Origin of the sequence: Enterobacter cloacae complex sp. 372C4 (assembly GCF_050030615.1) — a bacterium.
GTDB lineage: Bacteria > Pseudomonadota > Gammaproteobacteria > Enterobacterales > Enterobacteriaceae > Enterobacter > Enterobacter intestinihominis.
Window position 1 is genome coordinate 360094 of the sequence record NZ_JBLGUQ010000002.1, and the last position, 18525, is coordinate 378618.

At 62.6% G+C, this 18525-nt stretch carries 19 protein-coding genes; 5 read left to right on the forward strand and 14 right to left on the reverse strand.

Annotated elements, in window-relative coordinates:
• The first annotated feature begins 77 nt into the window (after nt 1–77).
• Nucleotides 78–1466: a patatin-like phospholipase family protein gene (locus ACQG11_RS25000; RefSeq protein ID WP_004883070.1), complete on the forward strand. Its 1389-nt coding sequence runs from the start codon at nt 78–80 to the stop codon at nt 1464–1466.
• On the opposite strand, the gene ACQG11_RS25005 is transcribed toward ACQG11_RS25000, so the two are convergent.
• From ACQG11_RS25005 to ACQG11_RS25050, 10 genes are all read right to left on the reverse strand, one after another.
• Nucleotides 1459–3441 carry a relaxase/mobilization nuclease domain-containing protein gene (locus ACQG11_RS25005; RefSeq protein ID WP_004883068.1) on the reverse strand — a complete coding sequence of 661 codons (1983 nt, stop codon included), beginning with the start codon at nt 3439–3441 and terminating at the stop codon, nt 1459–1461. The genes ACQG11_RS25000 and ACQG11_RS25005 overlap by 8 nt on opposite strands.
• Nucleotides 3438–3839, reverse strand: coding sequence for a hypothetical protein (locus ACQG11_RS25010; RefSeq protein WP_224769917.1), 402 nt, complete (start codon nt 3837–3839; stop codon nt 3438–3440). Before ACQG11_RS25010 ends, ACQG11_RS25005 begins: the two co-directional genes overlap by 4 nt.
• Before the next feature lie 38 nt (nt 3840–3877).
• Nucleotides 3878–4477, reverse strand: a complete 600-nt coding sequence (locus ACQG11_RS25015; RefSeq protein WP_004883067.1) for a S26 family signal peptidase — start codon at nt 4475–4477, stop codon at nt 3878–3880.
• Nucleotides 4474–5019 (reverse strand): DUF2840 domain-containing protein, encoded by a 546-nt coding sequence (locus tag ACQG11_RS25020; protein WP_004883064.1) that lies wholly within the window; start codon nt 5017–5019, stop codon nt 4474–4476. Before ACQG11_RS25020 ends, ACQG11_RS25015 begins: the two co-directional genes overlap by 4 nt.
• A complete protein-coding gene (locus ACQG11_RS25025) occupies nt 5016–5291 on the reverse strand; it encodes a hypothetical protein (RefSeq protein ID WP_004883063.1) in 276 nt (91 codons plus the stop codon). Before ACQG11_RS25025 ends, ACQG11_RS25020 begins: the two co-directional genes overlap by 4 nt.
• Nucleotides 5288–5926 (reverse strand): ParA family partition ATPase, encoded by a 639-nt coding sequence (gene parA / locus ACQG11_RS25030; protein WP_004883061.1) that lies wholly within the window; start codon nt 5924–5926, stop codon nt 5288–5290. The genes ACQG11_RS25025 and parA overlap by 4 nt, the downstream gene beginning before the upstream one ends.
• 265 nt (nt 5927–6191) lie before the next feature.
• Nucleotides 6192–7010: a replication initiator protein A gene (locus tag ACQG11_RS25035; protein ID WP_425267602.1), complete on the reverse strand. Its 819-nt coding sequence runs from the start codon at nt 7008–7010 to the stop codon at nt 6192–6194.
• A gap of 50 nt (nt 7011–7060) precedes the next feature.
• Nucleotides 7061–7345 (reverse strand): helix-turn-helix transcriptional regulator, encoded by a 285-nt coding sequence (locus tag ACQG11_RS25040; protein WP_004883058.1) that lies wholly within the window; start codon nt 7343–7345, stop codon nt 7061–7063.
• Nucleotides 7346–7457: 112 nt separating this feature from the next.
• On the reverse strand, nt 7458–8225 hold the full coding sequence (locus ACQG11_RS25045; RefSeq protein WP_004883055.1) for a DUF2285 domain-containing protein: 768 nt from the start codon (nt 8223–8225) through the stop codon (nt 7458–7460).
• A 343-nt stretch (nt 8226–8568) separates the two neighbouring features.
• Nucleotides 8569–9120 carry a DUF2958 domain-containing protein gene (locus tag ACQG11_RS25050; RefSeq protein ID WP_426728919.1) on the reverse strand — a complete coding sequence of 184 codons (552 nt, stop codon included), beginning with the start codon at nt 9118–9120 and terminating at the stop codon, nt 8569–8571.
• Between the two features lie 79 nt (nt 9121–9199).
• On the opposite strand from ACQG11_RS25050, the gene ACQG11_RS25055 reads away from it, so the two are divergent.
• Nucleotides 9200–9532: a helix-turn-helix domain-containing protein gene (locus ACQG11_RS25055; RefSeq protein ID WP_004883052.1), complete on the forward strand. Its 333-nt coding sequence runs from the start codon at nt 9200–9202 to the stop codon at nt 9530–9532.
• Here the strand turns inward: ACQG11_RS25055 and ACQG11_RS25060 are convergent.
• From ACQG11_RS25060 to ACQG11_RS25075, 4 genes are all read right to left on the reverse strand, one after another.
• On the reverse strand, nt 9529–9795 hold the full coding sequence (locus ACQG11_RS25060) for a hypothetical protein (RefSeq protein ID WP_034138236.1): 267 nt from the start codon (nt 9793–9795) through the stop codon (nt 9529–9531). The genes ACQG11_RS25055 and ACQG11_RS25060 overlap by 4 nt on opposite strands.
• A 39-nt stretch (nt 9796–9834) precedes the next feature.
• A complete protein-coding gene (locus ACQG11_RS25065; protein WP_004883051.1) occupies nt 9835–10149 on the reverse strand; it encodes a DUF736 domain-containing protein in 315 nt (104 codons plus the stop codon).
• Between the two features lie 810 nt (nt 10150–10959).
• On the reverse strand, nt 10960–13026 hold the full coding sequence (locus ACQG11_RS25070) for a ParB N-terminal domain-containing protein (RefSeq protein ID WP_426728920.1): 2067 nt from the start codon (nt 13024–13026) through the stop codon (nt 10960–10962).
• A gap of 80 nt (nt 13027–13106) precedes the next feature.
• A complete protein-coding gene (locus tag ACQG11_RS25075) occupies nt 13107–13937 on the reverse strand; it encodes a DUF932 domain-containing protein (RefSeq protein ID WP_004883049.1) in 831 nt (276 codons plus the stop codon).
• A gap of 679 nt (nt 13938–14616) precedes the next feature.
• On the opposite strand from ACQG11_RS25075, the gene ACQG11_RS25080 reads away from it, so the two are divergent.
• The 3 genes from ACQG11_RS25080 to ACQG11_RS25090 all read left to right on the forward strand — a co-directional run bounded on the left by ACQG11_RS25080 (nt 14617) and on the right by ACQG11_RS25090 (nt 18523).
• Nucleotides 14617–14808 (forward strand): type II toxin-antitoxin system RelB/DinJ family antitoxin, encoded by a 192-nt coding sequence (locus ACQG11_RS25080; protein WP_004883046.1) that lies wholly within the window; start codon nt 14617–14619, stop codon nt 14806–14808.
• A 61-nt stretch (nt 14809–14869) separates the two neighbouring features.
• Entirely contained in the window at nt 14870–16279 is a 1410-nt protein-coding gene (locus tag ACQG11_RS25085) for a Shedu immune nuclease family protein (RefSeq protein WP_004883043.1), read from the forward strand.
• Nucleotides 16280–16384: 105 nt separating this feature from the next.
• Nucleotides 16385–18523 (forward strand): AAA family ATPase, encoded by a 2139-nt coding sequence (locus ACQG11_RS25090; protein WP_004883041.1) that lies wholly within the window; start codon nt 16385–16387, stop codon nt 18521–18523.
• Nucleotides 18524–18525: the final 2 nt, after the last annotated feature.

Genomic DNA, 18525 nt, shown 5'->3' on the forward strand with positions numbered 1-18525 from the left:
CGAAACGCTGCGTGGTGCTGCTTGCAGAGGTAAAGCGCCTGGAGGTGTGTAAATTCACACGATGGAGTTTGGCCGGTGTGCTGGCAACGGTAGTTCTGACAGGGTGTTCCACTTACCGTCCTTGGATCAACCCGACACTTTCCGACGCCGCCTTAATGTCTCTCGCCGAGAACGACCAACGCATCAGGCCGTCGGAGGTCAACCAACCGGTGGTTGTAGCGGTGACACTGTCAGGCGGGGGCGCTCGGGCGGCGGCCTTCGGCCTGGGCGTGCTGCGCGAACTCAAGGCCACACGCTTCGCGCTAGAGGGCCAGGAGACCACTCTGTTGGATCAGGTGTTCCTGGTCAGCGGAGTGTCGGGGGGCAGCATCCTTGCCGCGCACTTCGCGGCCTTCGGCGATGCCACGCTGACTCGTTTCGAGCCGGATTTTCTGCTTGTGCCTTTTGAGGGGCGACTCATACGTGAAGCTCTGTGGCCTGAGCGTCTTTATAGACTAACTTCACCTTGGTTTGGGCGCAGCCAGATCCTGGCTCAACGCTTGGACGAACTTTTTGAAGGCCGCACCTTTGGTGACGTGCGCCGACGACCGGGCGCGCCCGAACTGATGATCACGGCAACCGACCTCACGACCGGTGCCCCTTTCGATTTCACCACCGAGCAATTCCGGCTAATCTGTTCCGACCTCGATGCAACGCCGCTGTCTTTCGCGGTGGCGGCCTCGTCGGCAGTACCGCTGGTGCTGTCGCCCGTAACGGTGCGAAACAACGCCAATACCTGTCCGCCGCCTCTCCGATCTTTGCCTGTCAGAGGGCAAAATTACAGATCACGCATCCTGCAAAGCGGCATAGACAGCTACCTCAATGCGCACGATCGGCCCTATATCCACCTCGTGGACGGTGGTGTCTCCGACAACCTCGGCGTACGTCTGATGCTAGACCGGCTAGTAGCTTCGGGCTCAATGAGCGCCAATTTCTCGGAGGTCAAGCCCGGAAGCTTGCGCCGACTCGTGTTGGTGACGGTGAACTCCGAACGAGGACTGAGCGAGAGAGTGGACAGTAGCGACCGAGTTCCCAGCACGACGCAAGTACTTGAGTCGCTGATCTTCGGTGCCGGCGCTCGCGAGACCCAGGTGACGCTGGCCATGCTTAACGACGACCTGCAACACTGGCGTTCCGAGATTGTCCGCACCCGTGGCCAAGCGGACAGCCCCTTTGCGGCCGACGCAGAAATCTACGTAGTAAGCGTAAGTCTGAACGACGTGCCGGACGACAAGATCCGGCATTCGCTGCTGCGCGTGCCCACAGCCTTCACGATCGAGGCTACGGATGTCTTGGACCTGCAAACTGCGGGAGGCGAAGCACTGAGGCAATCCAAGGAGTTTATGGCATTGATTGAATCTCTAAGAAGAATCACAGCAGCCAAGCAGACTGCGCCTGGTACTCAGCTTCCCTTGATATCTAACTGATACCGATACTGGGCTTTCGTCCAAGTTCCCAAGAGGCACTTCCGCCGATAACCTTTGCGGCAAGCTGTTGTCCCAGTCGCGGCTCAATTACCGGCCGCCACGGCACAAGGCTGAACCCCATGCCGTCATCGAGCATCGCGTAGCGCCCGCTGGCGAGCATAATGGAACGCCGGTAGATACCGGCTACGCGCTGCCCGTCGGCCACCGGGCGATGCTCTAGGCCGGTTTCCGCCGCAATGTCTTTCGCGGCCTGCACTAGTTCCCGATTGCGTAGCGTGCCCAGCAGGTTGCGCGCGAGGATGACGCGCTGCCCGCGGCGCTGTGCCAGCCCCTGTTCTTCGAGGAAATCGGCTCGCTGCTGTATGGCCTGCTTGGTATCACCGCCAAAGCCCAAGTTGCCCAGCCCACGGCCACCGCCGATCAGTTGCTGGTCAAGCCAAGTCGCGCCGATGACGCGGGCCTGCCGTTCAATAGGAAGGTGTGATTTCAGCTCTACGGCTACATCGCCCAGCCGTTGCGCGTCGTATTGGCGGCCACGCTCGGCCAGGTCGTCCGGTACCTTCCATAGCCCTTCGGCCACGCGCTCCACGATGCAAGCCCGGCGCAGGGCTTCCAGCCGCCGGACATGAGCGGCGACGACTTCCTGCGGGTCGCGTCCGGGCGTAGCCCGGCCCTGCTCGATTACCAGGTGATGATCGGTGCGGTACAGGCCATCGCTCGCCAGCGAGGCGATGTTCTTGTCGGCCGTGCGCACCTCAGTCGAACCCTTCACCTCTACCACAGCGCCCGTGGGATAGTTCGCCAGTTCGTCGCGGGCGTTCAGTGCAACGTAGTGGGCCTTACCGTCCGTGCCGTCGATGATCAGATAGCCTCGGTCGTGCAACTCATCGGCAAGCCCCTTCGCGGCCACGCGGCCGATGAGGCTGCGACCATCGTCGCCCGGCTCGAACACCGCCAGCTCACGCGGCTGGCCGCTCATGGCCCGCTGCATCGTTCGGATGATGTCGCCACGCTCACCCAGGGCACGCAAGGTCTTCTCGGCATCGGCATGAATGGCCCAGGTGCCGGGCTGCACCTCGTCGGCTAGGCCCAGGCGCTGCAAGCGTTGCAGGCGGCCGATCAGCAGCAGGCGCTGGCGTTGCAACCTCGGCTCGTTGAGCCGTTCGACATGCACCCGGCCATCCTCGCCGGTCTCGCGCTGCAAGGTGCGATCCAGGCTCGTCCACCGCTCCTGTTCCACCTCGCGCCTCAAGGTCTGCTGAATCTCCAGTTCGGTGCGCGGCCCCAGCCACTCGGTCGCCAGCTCGGCGGCGCGATGGCGGAAGCCGTGGGCGATGTAGTCACCCGCGATGATGAGGTCTTTGCCGGTGTCGTCGCGCCCGCGCACGATCAGGTGGGTGTGCGGGTTGTCGGTGTTCCAGTGATCCACCGCCACCCAATCCAGCCGCGTGCCCAGGTCGGCTTCCATGCGGCTCACCAGATGCCGGGTGTAGGTGCGCAGGTCGTCCAGCTCGGCCCCGTCCTCGGGCGAGACGATGAAGCGGAAATGGTGCCGGTCGTCGGCGCAGCGTTCCTTGAAGGCGTCCAGATCGGCTTCGTCGGCCTGTGGCCCGTAGCCCCGGCCCGGTTCGCCATCGCGACCCGCGCCGTCGCGCTCGATGTAGCGCAGGTGCTTGGCGAGCGATTGCGGGCTGGCCCGCTGGTGATTGACCAGCAAGGTCTTGATGGTCACGCGCCGCGACATGGGCATTAGCTTCGCCCCGGCGAAGCGCGCCGCCGTGTGGCCACGTCCGAGCCGAGAGCCGGGCCGCTGGCCGGTGCCAGCCGCGCCAGGACGGCGTACTGCCGACTTGCCGCTGCTGGCTTTGCCGGCCTGCTTGAGCACCTTGGAAACGAAGCTCTGCCCCTGGCCCTTGCCCCGGTTCTTCGGGGCGCTGGGGCGCACGCGAAAGTCGTCGTCGCGGCTGTCGGTCATGGCTGCGCTCCCCGCAAGCTTGGGCGTGTCCTGTCGTGCGAAGCACGCGGACATGCCAGCATTGGCGCGACCCTCGCGCCAAACGCGGCACGGTGGCGAAGCCGCTCCGTGCCGCGTTCCCCCCATGTGCTGACTGGCTTTCGACGCGGCCAGGTGCCGCGTCCTTTTGTCTTGCCTTCCGCCTTTGCCCTTCGCTGTCGCTCCAGGCAACGGCGGCCCGGCGGCGCTGCTGCGTGAACAGACAGCGCGCCGGCGAAAGCGCCAATGGCCGCAGGCCGGGCGCGTTCGAGGCAAGACGCCTGAACGTTGGACGGCTGCGCCGGATGCTGCGCGACGTGCGGTGCGAATGCACCGGCACGACAGGCGCAGCGACACTGAAGCAGCCAGCAGAACGACATGCCCGATGGCACGTCAGAGCGCAGCGAATCGGCGGCCATCATGGGCGTATCTCCGGCCACACCGGATGCGCAACGCCGATCACGGCGGATGCGCTGACCGGGCCGAAATAGCGGCTGTCGAACGATGCTGGATTCGTCACGCTCAACAGGAGCAGTTCGCCCGGTTCAAGGCGGCGGCAAAGCTGCAAGGACGGCAGCGCCCGGCCCAGCCGGTCGGCGGGCAGTACGGCGGCCGAAGGCACGCCGTCGATGCGTACCTGACCGGCGACGATGCAGACGTGTTGCGGCGCGACCGCGCCCACACGTTTGAGCAGCGGAACGCGCGTCGGCAGGTAGCCGCGCTGCGCAGCGAGCGCGGCAGCCGTGGCCGGAAGCGGCACCAGCACGATGCTGTCCACGGACAACGGACGTGGCAGCGAGGCGGTGCGCGGGTCGAACGGGTCAATGCGATACCAGCCGACCGCCACGCTGTCGGACGGGTTGTAGGTCAGACGCGGCAGCGGCGACACGAAAGCCGCCCAGGCCAGCGCAGCGAAGCCGATGGCGGCCAGTGTCGCCAGCACGATGCGAGCGCGCAGGCGTGAGCGAGGACGCGGCGCCACGTCGGGCGCGTTGGGTGTGGTGGTCGGGGCGGTCATGGCAGCACCTTCCCGGCCAGCCAGGCGGTATGCCGCTCGGTGGTGTATTCGGGCAGCGCAAGGCGAGCCGCAAGACGGTTGCCCAGCGTGCGCCAGTACGCCGGCGACACGTCGATGGCAGCGATGCCCAGCGCCTCGATGCCGTCGATGCGCTCCAGCACGGCGCGCACGTTGGCATCGCCTTCGGTGTGTAGGAGCAAGCGCGCGCCCGGCTGAACACCGGGGATGCGCTGCGCCGCGTCCAGCGGTGTGCAAGCCTGCATCACCATGAGTTGCCAGCGGATCGTGCCGTAGTCGTTGGCCTGCCAGCGGATGCGGCAGAGCATCGCGCCCGGCAGGAACACCGCGCAGCGCCGCCAGCGGTCGAGCTGAAGCGTGCGCGCCGGTTCGCCGAAGCGCAGGTAGAGCTTGAAGCGATGTTCGAGGTAGGCCAGCGAAACGCGCGTCAGCGGCACATTGCCGGCCTGTCCGGCGAGTGCCGAAAGCGCAGGCAGCGGCGCAGCCGGTGCCGCGTTCGCGGCAGGCCAAGCGAATGCGTTCATGGTGTGTTCTCCGGCGGAAACTCCCGCTCCAGCAGGCCGCGCAGCAGGTCGGCCACGGTCACGCCTTGCGTGAAGGCCGACACCTTGATGCGCGCCCGCATGGCGGGCGTGATGTCGAGCGTGAGGCGGGCCGTGTAGAGGTCGCCTTTGCCCAGCGCGTCGGCATCGCCCTGACGAATCCACGCCTCGGCGTGCGGATTCGCGGGCGGACGTGCGCCGATGCCGACGCGCTTGCCCGTGCGTTTGCTGTTGGGTGGCTGCTGCGCTGTCATGTCGGCCACCGCAGCAGTTCGTCCACCAGGGCGGTGATTTCGCGGGCGGCGGCACTGTCGGGCGCTGTCTCGCGTGCGAGCCGGCCAGCGGCCACGCTGTCGGCGAAGACGATGCGCTGATGCACCTCCGAGCGCAGCGCGGGCAGCGGCTGTTCGGCGAGCGATTGCCGCGCCTCGCGCCCGATGATGGTGGTGCTGACGCGCCGGTTGATGACGAAGGCCGCGCGGAGCAGCGGCCGGAACACCTGCGCCTCGCGGATCAGCGAAACCATTTCCGAGCTGGCCCAGAGGTCGTAGGGGCTGGGCTGCACCGGGATCAGCACGCGCTCGGCCGCCAGCAGCGCGGAGCGCGCCAAGGCGGCGATGCGCGGCGGCCCGTCGATGATGACGTGATCGGCCCGCCTGGCGAGTTCTGGCGCTTCCTGATGCAGCGTTTCGCGTGCGAGGCCCACGGCGCTGAACAGCCGTGGCAAGCCTTGCTGGCTTCTGCGCTGCGTCCAGTCCAGGGATGAACCCTGCGGGTCGGCATCGAGCAGGACGACATGCTGGCCGCGCATCGCCAGTTCGCCCGCGATGTGCGTGGCGAGCGTGGTCTTGCCGACACCGCCTTTCTGGTTGAGCAGAGCGAGGATCATGGCGCGGCCCTCCCTGCTGGAAAGCCGGGCTTTACCTGCCGTGCAAAACGCTGTTCGCCGTGCCGTTTCTCGGTTGTCCACCGAAACGGCGCGCTTCTACTAAAAGTTATGTATTTCTTGTTAGGGAAGTTAGAGGGGCCGCAAACCCGCGCCGTTATTGGCTTTCCGGCGTTTTCGTACTCCTGATAGCACGATAGGCGTACTCCCGATAGCACGATACCCGGTACTCCTGATAGCACGAGGCCGTCCACACCTTTTCCACGAGTTATCCCCGTGCCGTGTGCAGCACGGGCCGGAAGGTCAGCAGTTCTTGTCCGTCGTCCGGCATTCGCTCGATGCCCAGGACGTAGCCGGGCAGCGACTGCCGCGCCACCAGGACGCGCAGGTCGTAAGCGAAGTCGGAGAAGCGCGCAGCGCTGCCCGACTTGCGGTGCAGGTGCCGGAAGTCGAATTGCCAGCCGCCCGGCTGCTTGCCGCCGTGCTTGCGCACCAGGCGGTACAGCCAGCGCTCGATCCCGCCCTTCAAGCGGAAATAGGCTGGGTCGATGGTCAGCACCAAGGCGGCATCGAGCACGCCCGCATAGAACCAGTCCGGCAGGATCAGTTCGATGCCCAGCGGCACGCCGCTGGCATCGGCCAGTTCCTTCCACTCGTTGATCCACGAGAAGCGATGCAATCGCCTTCCCGTGGTTTCGCGGATGGACGTGGCCACCGTGGTCGATTGCAGCCGGTCGAGCGCGGCTTTCAGGCGCAGGTAGTCGTTGAGAGACGTGCCGCGCCCGATGAAGCGCAGGATCTCGTAGGGAGTGGCGCGTATCCAGCGCGACGGGCGCAAGCCCGCGTCGCGCGCCTCCACGATCTGCGAGGCGGCCCAAATCAGCAGGTCGGCATCCCATATCGTTGCGATGCCGTGCTCCTGCGTACCCTCCACGCGGATGGTGATGCCGCCGGCGCGGAAGTCGATCGGCGCGGTACGCCGCGACTTCGCCAGCGAGAAGAACGGAAAGGCCATCAAGTCCTGGCTGTCGCGGGGTGCCATGTCGCCCGGCAGCGCGCGGAACAGGTCGAGCTGTTCGCGCTGCAAGGCTTGCCCTGGCGGGCTGGACATGGCGACGGCCACCCACGCGCCAGCGATCAGCGGCCATCACGGTAATCGCCCGCGTGGCGTTCGGCATATTCCGGGTCGGAAGTCGCCTCGTAGCTGCGCTGGTCGGCCCAGGCATCGAGGTCGGACACCGCGTACATGACGCGGCGGCCGAACTTGCGGAACTTCGGGCCGCCGCCGATCACGCGCTGTTTCTCCAGCGTGCGTGGCGACAGGCGCAGGTACTCGGCGGCTTCGTCGTTGGTCAGGTAGCGTTGGGGCTGCGCAGGCGCAGCGACAGCAGCGGCGGCAGGCCGCAAGGGAGCGGGTCGCATGGGATGTACCTCCATCAAGCCCGGCCACACCACGCGGCCGGTTAGAGGCACTTTCAAGAAAGCGAGGCTGCTTGCTAAGGGACGATCTACGGGGGACGCGAAACGTCCCCCCCTACTGCAACGGCGGCGGAAGCTGTGCCAGGCGGCGATAGCCGCCACGCATCAGCGCATCGCCACGACGTACCAGCCGCCGCACGCGGGCACGTAAGGCGCTGTCCTTGTGCCAGTCGGCGGCGACGGCATCGGCGCCGAACAGCCCTTCGGCCACTTCGCGCAATGACGCGCCCGCCAGGGTCGCGTCGAGCGTCTGCAAGGTGTGCAGTTCCAGCACCGCGGCCGTCGTGGGCCTGGAACGGGCCGCCGCCGCAGGCGTGGCAACCGTGGCCACGGCCAATGCGTCCAGCTCGGACGCGAGCGTGCGATAGCGCGCGCAGGGCGTGGCGCAGGCGCGGGTGGCGTAGAGGTAGGCCATGCCGTCTTCCAGGCCCGGCGCGAGCGCGAGCCGCAGGCAGCAGCCGGGCCAATGCGACACCAGCACCAGGCGCTTGCCGTCGTGGATCAGTTGCTTGCGGCCAGGGACGCGCCAGAACTCGAAGGCATGGGCTTCGGGTGGCGGGTCATCGTCCGGGTAAACCTGCACGACGGCATCGTGATCGGGAAACCAGGCCGGATGCGCGTCGCGCGCATCCAGGGCTGGGTCTTCCAGCAGGCGCAGGCCCCACGCCTGCGCCGTGTCCGGCCGGCGGCGGCGGCGCAGCCAGTCGCGGCGGTAGTCGGGATTTCGGCGCAGGTATTCCCACGCCAGCGCAGGGCCGTCAAGGTGCAGAACGTAGAGATAGGCCGCTGTCGGATACCAGTGTTCGGCGCTGCGATCAGTCATGGCGAAACCTCCCTCTGTTTGGGATGCGTCGCCACGATTTCCGCGATGCGGGAACTATCGAAATGCCATCAGGTCGTCATCAAAATTGGTTAGGCTGTAACTGTCGGTGTCAAGACCATTTGGCTCTGCGTGTTGCGGAAATCGTCTGAATGCGACGGCTACGCCTTCAGGAAAATGACGCGCAGCACCGAACACCGTGCCGCAGCCCGCGCCCAAGATCAGGACTGTTTTCAACAGGATCGCACCACTTCGGTGCAAGAATGCGGATTCAGACCTGCACGGTCTTGATCAAGATTGAAATAGTCACGATGCGCCCCGGCTGGCTAGGCCGCGCTGGTTTTCATCAGTCCGTGATCGCGCCGTTCTCCTGCGCCAGCCGGACGTACTCCGATAACGGGCGCACCGCCTGGAAATACCGATCCCGCCGCACCGGCAGCTTGCGCGGCCCGACGATGCCCGCCAGGTCGGACAGCTTGACCATCCCGAGCTCAGGCATACCGATACCGAGGTCGATCAGGCCGTAGGTCGTGTCGCCATCCGCCGGGTCGAGCGACACCAGCAGCCAGGTCACATGCGCGTCCGGGGTGAACAAGCGCACCACGGGCAGCGGGTCGAGCCGCTGACCAGCGGCGAGCGCCGCGCCGTGGGCCAGCAGCCGGGCGCGTTCATCAGCGGTGACAAGCGGCAGGGTCATGGGCAGCTTCTCCACGAAACCGACGATGCGCGAATGCGCTTTGGTGCCGAAGCGCAGAACTGCCGAAACGCATCCGTGCATTCGTGTGGAAGCACCGATGTGCAAGCCATCGCATCCGTAGAAGAACAGAAGCGCCGAAGCGGAATTGTCGGAAGCCGGAAAGACACGGATGCGATTCCCCGGTTCTGTCGGAATCCGCATCTGCGGATTTCCGTAAAAGCACGAAAGCGGGCCTTTCAGCCATGAATGAACACTATAGATTGTAGCCCTATAGGGCGCAATGGGCTGTCATCTTGGTTTTTATGGGGAAACCAAGTTAGTGACAGCGAAACACTCATTGGCAACGGCAATACGGACAGTCAGGAAGGCGCGAGGCTTGAGCCAGGAAGCGTTCTCCGACGTGTCCAGCCGCACCTATATGAGTACGCTGGAGCGCGACTTGAAAAGTCCGACCCTGCACAAGCTGACCGAGCTGTGCGAGGTCATGGAAGTGCATCCGCTGACGCTGTTGACGCTGGCCTACGCCGGCGACGACACGCACAAGGCCGACGAACTGCTGGCGCGGGTGCGCCAGGAGTTCGAGGCCGTGCTGAAAGAGCGCGACGCGCCCTAGCGCGTCTGAATGCCCGCAAGCGGAGCGCGCAGCGCCGCCAGGCGCGAAGGCGTGAGGGATTGAAGCCGAATGGACATGACGCCATTGGCGGCATGGGGCGCAGCCCGAAAGCCCGGCGGCGCAATGCGCCGACACGCCATGCTGTTCCTACTGCCACGGGCTTCGAGCCATTCGACCATCACCAATGCAATGCTGGCCTTGGACATGCGGGACATGGGGCAACTGCCGAAACCCTGTGCGTGCGATGCTGCGATCAGCAGCACCGCGCCCCGCCGCAATGGGCGGGGCGCGGTGGGCGGCCGTCAGGCCGCCTTGGGCTTGCTGCGCGACCAGATGAGGTCGTGCGTGTCATTCTCGCCTTCGATCAGGCGGGCATAGACCGTCGCCGGGAATGAAGGATCGTCGATGGCCACCGACAGGTAATCCCGCCCGGCCTCGCTGGTTTTCTTCCACGCCGCGCCGAAGTCGTGGCCGGCCGCTTGCAGGCGGAAGTCCGGGGCGCTTTCGTTCTCGCCCTTGTCGTTGGGAACCAGCTTGACCTTGAAGTTGAGGGTCAGGGTGCGGAGCTGGCCGGTGAAGCCGTCTTTCTCTGCGGTGAAGGTGCCGATGTTAGCCATGATGATTTCTCCTTTCGGGTTGAACAAGGTCGCGCCAGTGCGTCCTTGTTGTGATCCGTCCGGCGGGGGATGGGCTGGCCGCACCGCGCAGCGGTCGCAACACCGTGGAGAACCTGGAAGCGAAAAGAATTTGTCCCGCGAGGAATGCGCGCAGCGCAGGGGGAATTGTTTTCGCTGGAAGGTTGCGGCCATGAAGCCCAGCCACCGCCAGGATTCACAACAACACAAGGACGTACTGGCCGCCCGCTCCCGAATGGAGGCATGGCCGACTCGGCATCCCCGCGCGACGGCTTCACCGGCCTGCGCCCTGACACGGGCAAGGACAATGCCCAGCGACAAGGTGAAAGCGTCCCTACTGCTGCTTGCGGCCCTTTGCGTGAGGCGTGGCGTGGAAGCTCCATTGCAAGGCCGGGCGGCGTGTCGGTGAACCGTCCTTCGTGACGTACAGGCGACGAACCGCCAGCGTCGAGGACGGCACGCTTTCGTGCAACCTGCGGCAGCAAGCCGGGGCGTAGCCCCACACGCCCGTCCATTGCGGTGGGGCGCGTTCGGAATGTCGTCGGCGCTGTGCGCCGACGCACTTATGGGCTTCGAGGGTTTCCCGCGCACAAGGTCACTTGTGCGCCGCCCCTTCGCCGTCCGCCCGAAGGCGGCGAAGGGGCGTTCTGGCTTTGGGCTTGGAAACCGGGCGCGGCCACCGCCGCGCCCGGATTTTTGACCATCGGCACCAGGGCGGAACGGCCTGGGGCCGATGCTGATGGAACAGCGAAGCGCCCCGGCCGAAACCGGGGCGCTCGGTGGTGGTGAAGGTCAGGCGGCGAGTGCGTGGGCCTGCTGCTCGTCGTCGTTGTCGATGGCTTCCGGCTCGTCGTTCGTCACCGCCTGCGGCGCATCCTGCGCCGTGGTGTCGTCGGTGCCTTCGGCCTTGAAGATGGCAGGCATCCAGCCGGTGCCATCGGCCAGCCGCTCGGCTTCGCTGGCAATGTCGGCCTTCTTCAACTTCGCCAGCCGGGTGACGTGCGCCGGGGCGTACTGCTCCACGGCTTCCAGAATCGCGGCCTTCGGCACATGCCGGAAATAACCCTCATTGGTGGGCTTCCACCATGCGGCCATGTCCAAGCCGACAGCCTGCGCCAGTTCCGCGCCCGGTTGCTGCGGCGTGGCGCGGGGTGTCACCACGTCCACCGTGACGGCCACGGATATCGCCAGCAGCCGCACCAGTTCATCTTGCGACTTCGCTAGCAGCACGGCGAACAGTTCGGCGCTGTCCTCCGGCAAGCCTTCGCCTGCTACCTGCTGCAACTCGCGCAGCGCCACGGCGGCGGGCGAATCCGGTATATCCGGGGCGATGCCTTCCAGCCGGTCTTGCGCTTTCAGGCTCACGCCCAGCGGCAAGTCGTGGCCGTAGTGGCTGCCCTGCAAGACGGTCTGCACCATGCCATGCACCAGCGCGGCCAGCGCCACTTGCGGATGCCGGGCGACTTCGATTTGCAGCGCGGCGGTGCGGTGGGCGCTCAACCGCTGCGCCAGCTTGTCGGACATGGCGGCGGTCTTGGGCTGCTCGTCGTCCTCGCCTTCGTCGTCGTTCCCGGCTTCGCTTTCGCTGCCGAAACCTTGGCGCAGGCGTTCCAGTGTGCGCAGCGCCTTGGCCTCGGCCTCGCGCATCAACCCGCGATGAATCACTGCCTGCCCGTTGCGGTCGATGGTGACGATGGCACCGGCTGCGGCCTTCACGGTCGTGCCGTAGTCCTGCAAGCCATCTTCCAGCGCCTGCAACTGCTCGCCCACGGCTTCGCCTTCTTCCTGCAAGGCATCGGCCTTTTCCTCGTCTTCGGTATCAAGCGCGTCATCCACGGCGGCGGCCAGTTCGTGCATCTTGGTTTGCAGCTTCTCGATGCGCTGCGCTTCGCGCTTGTTCGGTTCGCGGCGCTCCCTCGGCGCACGCTGGAAGGCGTGCAGGTCGGCATGGGTCACGGCGGGGGTGGCATCCACCCACGCCCAGCCTTCGTCCTTCACCTCGGCGGCGATACCTGCCAGCTTGTCTTGCGCCAGCCGTTCCAGCAGCGCGGCATCGGTCAGATACACGCCCGCGTCACCTTCCGCGAACAGGTCACGGCGCACACCACCGCCTGCGGCTCCGTAGGTATCCAGCCCCACGAAACGCACCAGCGGATGCCGGTATGCGTCAATCTCGCGCTCGGTGAGGCGGTCGCGCAATTGGGAAGGGTTGCGCTGCCACGTCGGCGCGTCGTAGAACGCGGTTTCCTGCGCGGCGTGGTCGTCGGTGATGGCAAGGGCCATCAACTGATCGAGCGTCACGGCTTCGGCGCGGTAGTCGGCCAGCAGCCGGGGCGAGACGTTCGCCAGCTTCAAGCGGCGCTGCACCACCAGCGGCGTGACGCTGAAATCGGCGGCTATGTCCTCGATGGGTCGGCCTTCGGCCACCAGCGCGGCGAATGCCTCGAACTGGTCGGCGGGGTGCATGGCTTCGCGCTGCACGTTCTCGGTGAGGCTGGCCGTGCGGGCGGTGCCATCGGCCACCAACAGGCAAGGCACTTCCCATTCCTTGCTGATGCGGCGCTTCTTCGCCAGCAGCTTCAACGCGGCCAGCCTGCGGCCACCGGCCACGACTTCGTAATGCTCGCCATCGGCGGCGGCAATGACGATGAGGTTTTGCAGCAGGCCGACACGCTGAATGCTCGCGGCGAGTTCGGGAATGGACATGCGCGGGGTCTTGCGCACGTTGCGGCCAGCAGGACGCGACACCAGCCGCGACAGCGGAACCAAAATCAGGTTCTTGGTCGGGTCGGCGGCTTCCAGCGGGATAGCGGCGGCGGTGTTGAGGGCGCGGGCTTCGGTTTGGGTAACGGCGTTCATGGTGATAACTCCTATCGGTTCAGGGATGCAGCAGCGAAGAAAGCGGCAAGGGCTGCTGCCTGCCCCTGCCGCGTGGGGAATCAGGCCTTCAACTGGCGCAGGCCATCGGCCAACATCCAGAGGGCGCGATTGAGGCGCACATCGGAATCAATGCCCTGCACGGGGCGGGTCTGCTGGCGGCGTCCGTTGGCGCTGCGGCCATGCAATCCGCCTTTGGTCAGGTTTTCTTGGGTGCGGTTGAACACGCTCCACAAGTCCGGGCGGCGGTCGTCGAACCGGCGCGGCATCAGGATTTGGCTTTCCGTGATGGGCGCGGGCTTGTTATCGGTGGGGTCGTACTTGAGGGCCAGCGCGGAACGGGCGAACACTTCGGCTTCGCCTTCGTCCAGCGTGATAGCGCGCATCAGGTCGCGGGATTCCTTCACGCGTTCGAAGCCGCTCAACACCTCGAAAGCGCCTTCGATGACAGAACCGGCCACGTCGCCCTTGTGCGGCACGCGCACATCGGCCACGGTATCGCCGCACACAAGGCCATTGCTGCAAACGAACCGGAACATTCCGGCCAGCATCTGATAGCTGCTGGTGCCGTCGTGCGAGTTCAGCAGCACGATTTCATTGGCTTCCGCGCCGTTGATCTGACTGGCATGGCGCAGGCGAATCATGTGTTTGGTGTAGTCGCGGCGGTCGTCGTGCCGCACGCGGGTTTGCGCTGCCATGAAGGGTTCAAACCCTTCCTTGCGCAGTTCCGCCAGCACGGCGGCGGTGGGAATGTAGGCGTACCGTTCGGAGCGGCTATCGTGCGGGGCCTCCGCGAAGATGGACGGGGCTACGCGGCGGATTTGGTCGTCGGACAGCGGGTAGTCACTGCGCAGCGTCGGGGAATGGGAAGCGAATCGAGATGCGAGTTGCATGGTTTTCTCCAATGAGTTGCTGTGGTTTCAAAGCTGACCGGATTCCAAGATTCGGAGCCCGTTGTGGCTTCGGTTGGTTCGGCGCAGAGACCTGGGCCGGTCCTGTTTGCCGCCGTCTTTCCTGAGTTCATCGCCCGCGAAAAACCGGGCCAGCGAGGGACTGGCCGTCAAGGGAGAAGCGCAGGGTTGGTGCGGCCCGCAGCGCAGCGAGGACTCGGCCCTGCGCGCCTTGACGGCCAGGCACCGCGGGCTACGGTCGCGGGAAAAAGCGATGAACTTGGGGAAAGACGAACAGCGGCCAATGGGCCAGGGGGTGCGCTGAAACCAACGCCGCGCGGCGAGCGCCCCTGCGTGCCAGCGGCACGCCTAGCTGGATGGCTGTTGGTCGATCAGGTGCAACCTGTTCGGTGCATGCGAGGGGCGCCAAGCAAGGCGCGGCGGGGATGGGCTGTCCAGCCGATCCCCTGGAGGGCAAGCGCCGCGCGCAGGCCAGGAGCGAAGAGACGGCCGGAGGCATCAGGGATCAAAGCCGCATGGCCGCGACTCGGCACGAGGCGCGGGGCAACGCCCGCGAGCCCGACGGCGGCACGCCGGGATGCTCTACTGTTCACAACAAAATGTAAGTGACGCAATAGTACTTATGAGCCACAATGTAGCTACATCTATTGTGAGCGCAACAATGGCAAGTAACGACGTCGTTCGTGCCCGGATTGACGGGCAGATTAAAGAAGCCGCAACTGTTGTTCTGGCTGAAATGGGGTTATCAATTTCGGATGCGATTCGGATGCTGCTGACCCGAATCGCGGCAGATAAGGCACTCCCCTTTGACATCAATCGTGTGTCGTCCGATTCTGATCGGAAGGCACCATAAGGTTGCGCTGAGGCAAGGCCCGCAAATCGTTTCTCTGAACAGTAGGGATCAAGAATAGTTCATGGCATCTATCAGACCTTCAGCATTCAATCAACGTGAGCGTTTGGACGGCGGCCCCTTCCTTGTCATTGAAGCAGCCGAACCGGAAGAGGAAGGCATTAACGTTTTCTTCACTGATATTCCCGCAGCGGAGCGCAAGCCGGATTCGCCAATAGCGAGACTGCTCAATGTGTGTCCAGACAGATTGACCATTTGGCCTCTTAATATTCGAGAAGATCGCGACGATTACCTGCAACCTAAATACGGCACCCTTGAACGCATCGTCGTCGCTCGGCCTGTTATCGAGCCCTACATACTGCCAGAGACTACTGACGATGTCGTTGGGCTTCTTGAGCAGTTGCCGGATGGGTTTGCCAAAGATTTTCGATTCGGTTTGGGGCTTCTGTGGGAATATCGGCAAATTTGCGAAACAGCCGCCAGCTTAGAAAACGTAAGCATACTCATTGTCCACAAAGGAAATGACGCGAAAATTGATTCGCCATTCTTTATTCTCGGAATAAGAAGATTTCATGAATTAAGAAAAGAATTAAATCGCATAGCCTCTCGCCACCAGAGAGACGCGCGCAAGGACAAGCAATTTCATGTCTACCAGACCTTATTACATGCTGCCGATTCAGCACAATTTCCCGCTCTAAAGAAGAGCGTAAGACCTGATGCACTAACGGAAATGACCGATGGTGGGCGGCAGCATGTGACGCTTTCCAAGCGTGATCGGCGCGCCGCTGTTCGCATGGTTCAAGACAATATAGAAGCACTGGCGGAATCTGAGCCGCGCTCGCTGCTGGCATTAAAGAATGATATTGAGCTCATCACACTGAATCAACTGATTGAGCGATACCAGGAAATGCTTGGAAAAGGACTGACGGAAAGCAAGTGGCAAAGCTTCTTTCTGGAAAATCCTTTCATACTTAGTCTTGCATTTGCCGTTCCAGCCATGCTGGTTCAGGGGCAAGCTTATGCAGGTGGCAAGCGACTTAACGGGTCCGGCGGAAAATTTTCAGATTTTCTATACGCATCCGCTTCCACGGGCAATCTTGGCCTCATTGAGATAAAAAAGCCGCAAACCGAACTGCTAGGAAAATCTCCCTATCGTGGAGATGATGTTTTTGGCCCATCGACAGAATTGGGTGGAGCGATTGCTCAAATTCTAGATCAGCGTTTCAAATTGCAGAGTGAACTACCCGTCATAAAAAATAACATGAACCGATACGACCTCCACAGCTATGCGGTTCGCTGCATAGTTGTCGCTGGCATGACGCCACAAGAGCATCAGCAAAGAAAGTCATTCGAGCTCGTTCGAAATGCGTTCGCAGAGATCGTGATCGTGACTTTCGATGAACTACTTGCAAGGCTAACCGAGATTAAAAATGCGCTCCAACCGATTCCTACCTTAGACACGGTGCCGTTCTAAAACCAACTGACAGTTGGCCATTCCGTAGTTGGGATCAATGGCTGCAGTGTTCAACCAATCCATCGGCCGATCGGCATGTGGATTTCAACAACAAGATTGAATCAAATGCATATATCCAAGCTCAGCCTGGTCAACTACCGGAACTTTCCCAACACGAAGCTGCTGTTCCAGAAGGGTATCAACACTGTCATCGGCGAAAATGGATCTGGCAAAACCAATCTCTTTCGCGCAATCAGATTGCTGCTTGATGACAACATGATTCGCTCTGCCTACCGGCTGGAGCATACCGACTTTCATCGCGGCCTAGGGCGCTGGCAGGGACATTGGATCATCATCAGTCTTGAGTTTGAGGAAATCTCTGCGGATGAATCAGTGCAGGCGCTCTTCCGACATGGGACGGGCGTAATTGAGGAAGAGGCGAACGGCAAGGCCACTTACAACCTGATCTTTCGTCCGAAGAAGGAAATCAGGCTGCGACTTTCTCAATTGAACGATGGTGATCAGGCAGGCCTCGACGCTATCCTGAACCCGGTCACCATCGACGACTATGAAACGATTTTCACAGGTCGGAGTGAAGCCGACTTCAACGACGAGGCCTTCTATAAGGATGTGGTCGGCGACTTCGCGAATGTTCGATTCAATGAAGAGGTTGAATTTCGTGTTATCGGCGCGAAGATTCCGAACGTGCTGTCCGTCTCCAAAGAAATTTCGTTCACTTTCGTCCAGGCGCTACGGGACGTCGTCTCCGAATTTCACAACAACCGGACAAATCCGCTCTTTTCGCTTCTGAAGGGCAAGAGCGGCGATATCGACCCCGTGGCGTTCCAGGCTATCACCGACGGGGTAAAGGCATTGAATGACTCCATCGAAGCGTTGCCAGACGTGCAGGTCGTCCGGACGGATATCAGAGACACCATCAAGGATGCGGCGGGTGAGGCGTATTCGCCGTCTTCTCTTTCTATCAAGTCGGATCTGCCAGACGAAGCTGACAAGTTGTTCCAGTCGCTCAAGCTGTTCGTTGGCGAATCGGGGGAGAGCCACGAAGGACCGATCCACGAGCTGAGCCTTGGTGGAGCAAACCTGATATTCCTCACGTTGAAACTGCTTGAATTCAAGTATCAAAAGGCTAAACAGTCGATCGCCAACTTTCTGCTTATCGAAGAGCCGGAAGCTCACATTCACACACATATCCAGAAAACACTGTTCGACAAGCTCAAATACGACGACACACAGATCATTTATTCGACCCATTCGACGCACATCTCTGAGGTCAGCAATGTTCAGAACGTGAACATCCTCGGCAGAGAAGGTGATCGTTGCGAGGCATACCAGCCTGCAATTGGCCTAAACCCAGAAGAGATCGGCAACATTCAACGCTACCTGGATGCTGTCCGTAGCAACTTGTTGTTTGCCAAGAGCGTCCTCTTAGTGGAGGGCGATGCAGAAGAAATTCTCGTTCCGATCCTGATCAAGAACGTGCTAGGCGTCAGCCTTGATGAACTCGGCATCAGTTTAATTAATATCCGCAGCACTGGATTTCAGAACGTCGCGGTTCTTTTCGATGATGCCCGAATCCGGAAGCGGTGCAGCATCGTCACCGACCTTGACAAGTCCATCATTGACACAACGCCGGCGGCGGGAGACTCCGAAGGGCTGCTCCGGCGCAAGGGCAAGTATCAGGCATCCCAGGAAAAAGGGGTCGCCAGGAAAGCGTTATTGGAAGACACCTTCAAAGATAACGGGTGGGTTTCTCCATTCTTTGCCCCCCATACCTTCGAGGTCGACTTCATTGCCGCCGGCAATGCGCGTAAGGTGGTCGGCATCCTTCCTGATGTCTACAAGGATGCACCAACCATCGCGACGGCCAAGGCGGAGCTCGAATCAGCGGACATCGCGTTGTTCGGTCAGCGCGCATTGACCATGGCGGACAACTACGGCAAGGGATGGTTTGCCATCTTGCTGGGAAAGAAGATCGATCCGCAGACCGCCATTCCGAAGTACATCTTGGACGCCATCGCTTTTGCGCATCCGGTGGTCACTAAGGAAGTCTGGTTTAACGTGCTGAGCTACCGCGTGAACTACATCGATGCAGAAGATATCTTCACTGCGTCTGCCGTATTCGACGACTTTAGGGCCAAGCTGCTGGCCTTCCGAAATGGAGACATCGACTTCGTCGGCATCCGAAACGAGATGCTTGCCACGTTCCCAGATGATCGCATCAACGATGTACTCGCGGTGTTCTGATC

Excerpts from the sequence above, each read along its gene's own strand:
- ACQG11_RS25005 (WP_004883068.1), bottom strand. The coding sequence starts at position 3,441 with ATGACCGACAGCCGCGACGACGACTTTCGCGTGCGCCCCAGCGCCCCG.
- ACQG11_RS25010 (WP_224769917.1), bottom strand. The coding sequence starts at position 3,839 with ATGTCGTTCTGCTGGCTGCTTCAGTGTCGCTGCGCCTGTCGTGCCGGT.
- ACQG11_RS25015 (WP_004883067.1), bottom strand. The coding sequence starts at position 4,477 with ATGACCGCCCCGACCACCACACCCAACGCGCCCGACGTGGCGCCGCGT.
- ACQG11_RS25020 (WP_004883064.1), bottom strand. The coding sequence starts at position 5,019 with ATGAACGCATTCGCTTGGCCTGCCGCGAACGCGGCACCGGCTGCGCCG.
- ACQG11_RS25025 (WP_004883063.1), bottom strand. The coding sequence starts at position 5,291 with ATGACAGCGCAGCAGCCACCCAACAGCAAACGCACGGGCAAGCGCGTC.
- parA (WP_004883061.1), bottom strand. The coding sequence starts at position 5,926 with ATGATCCTCGCTCTGCTCAACCAGAAAGGCGGTGTCGGCAAGACCACG.
- ACQG11_RS25040 (WP_004883058.1), bottom strand. The coding sequence starts at position 7,345 with ATGCGACCCGCTCCCTTGCGGCCTGCCGCCGCTGCTGTCGCTGCGCCT.
- ACQG11_RS25045 (WP_004883055.1), bottom strand. The coding sequence starts at position 8,225 with ATGACTGATCGCAGCGCCGAACACTGGTATCCGACAGCGGCCTATCTC.
- ACQG11_RS25050 (WP_426728919.1), bottom strand. The coding sequence starts at position 9,120 with ATGCGGATTCCGACAGAACCGGGGAATCGCATCCGTGTCTTTCCGGCT.
- ACQG11_RS25055 (WP_004883052.1), top strand. The coding sequence starts at position 9,200 with ATGGGCTGTCATCTTGGTTTTTATGGGGAAACCAAGTTAGTGACAGCG.
- ACQG11_RS25065 (WP_004883051.1), bottom strand. The coding sequence starts at position 10,149 with ATGGCTAACATCGGCACCTTCACCGCAGAGAAAGACGGCTTCACCGGC.
- ACQG11_RS25070 (WP_426728920.1), bottom strand. The coding sequence starts at position 13,026 with ATGAACGCCGTTACCCAAACCGAAGCCCGCGCCCTCAACACCGCCGCC.
- ACQG11_RS25075 (WP_004883049.1), bottom strand. The coding sequence starts at position 13,937 with ATGCAACTCGCATCTCGATTCGCTTCCCATTCCCCGACGCTGCGCAGT.
- ACQG11_RS25080 (WP_004883046.1), top strand. The coding sequence starts at position 14,617 with ATGGCAAGTAACGACGTCGTTCGTGCCCGGATTGACGGGCAGATTAAA.
- ACQG11_RS25085 (WP_004883043.1), top strand. The coding sequence starts at position 14,870 with ATGGCATCTATCAGACCTTCAGCATTCAATCAACGTGAGCGTTTGGAC.
- ACQG11_RS25090 (WP_004883041.1), top strand. The coding sequence starts at position 16,385 with ATGCATATATCCAAGCTCAGCCTGGTCAACTACCGGAACTTTCCCAAC.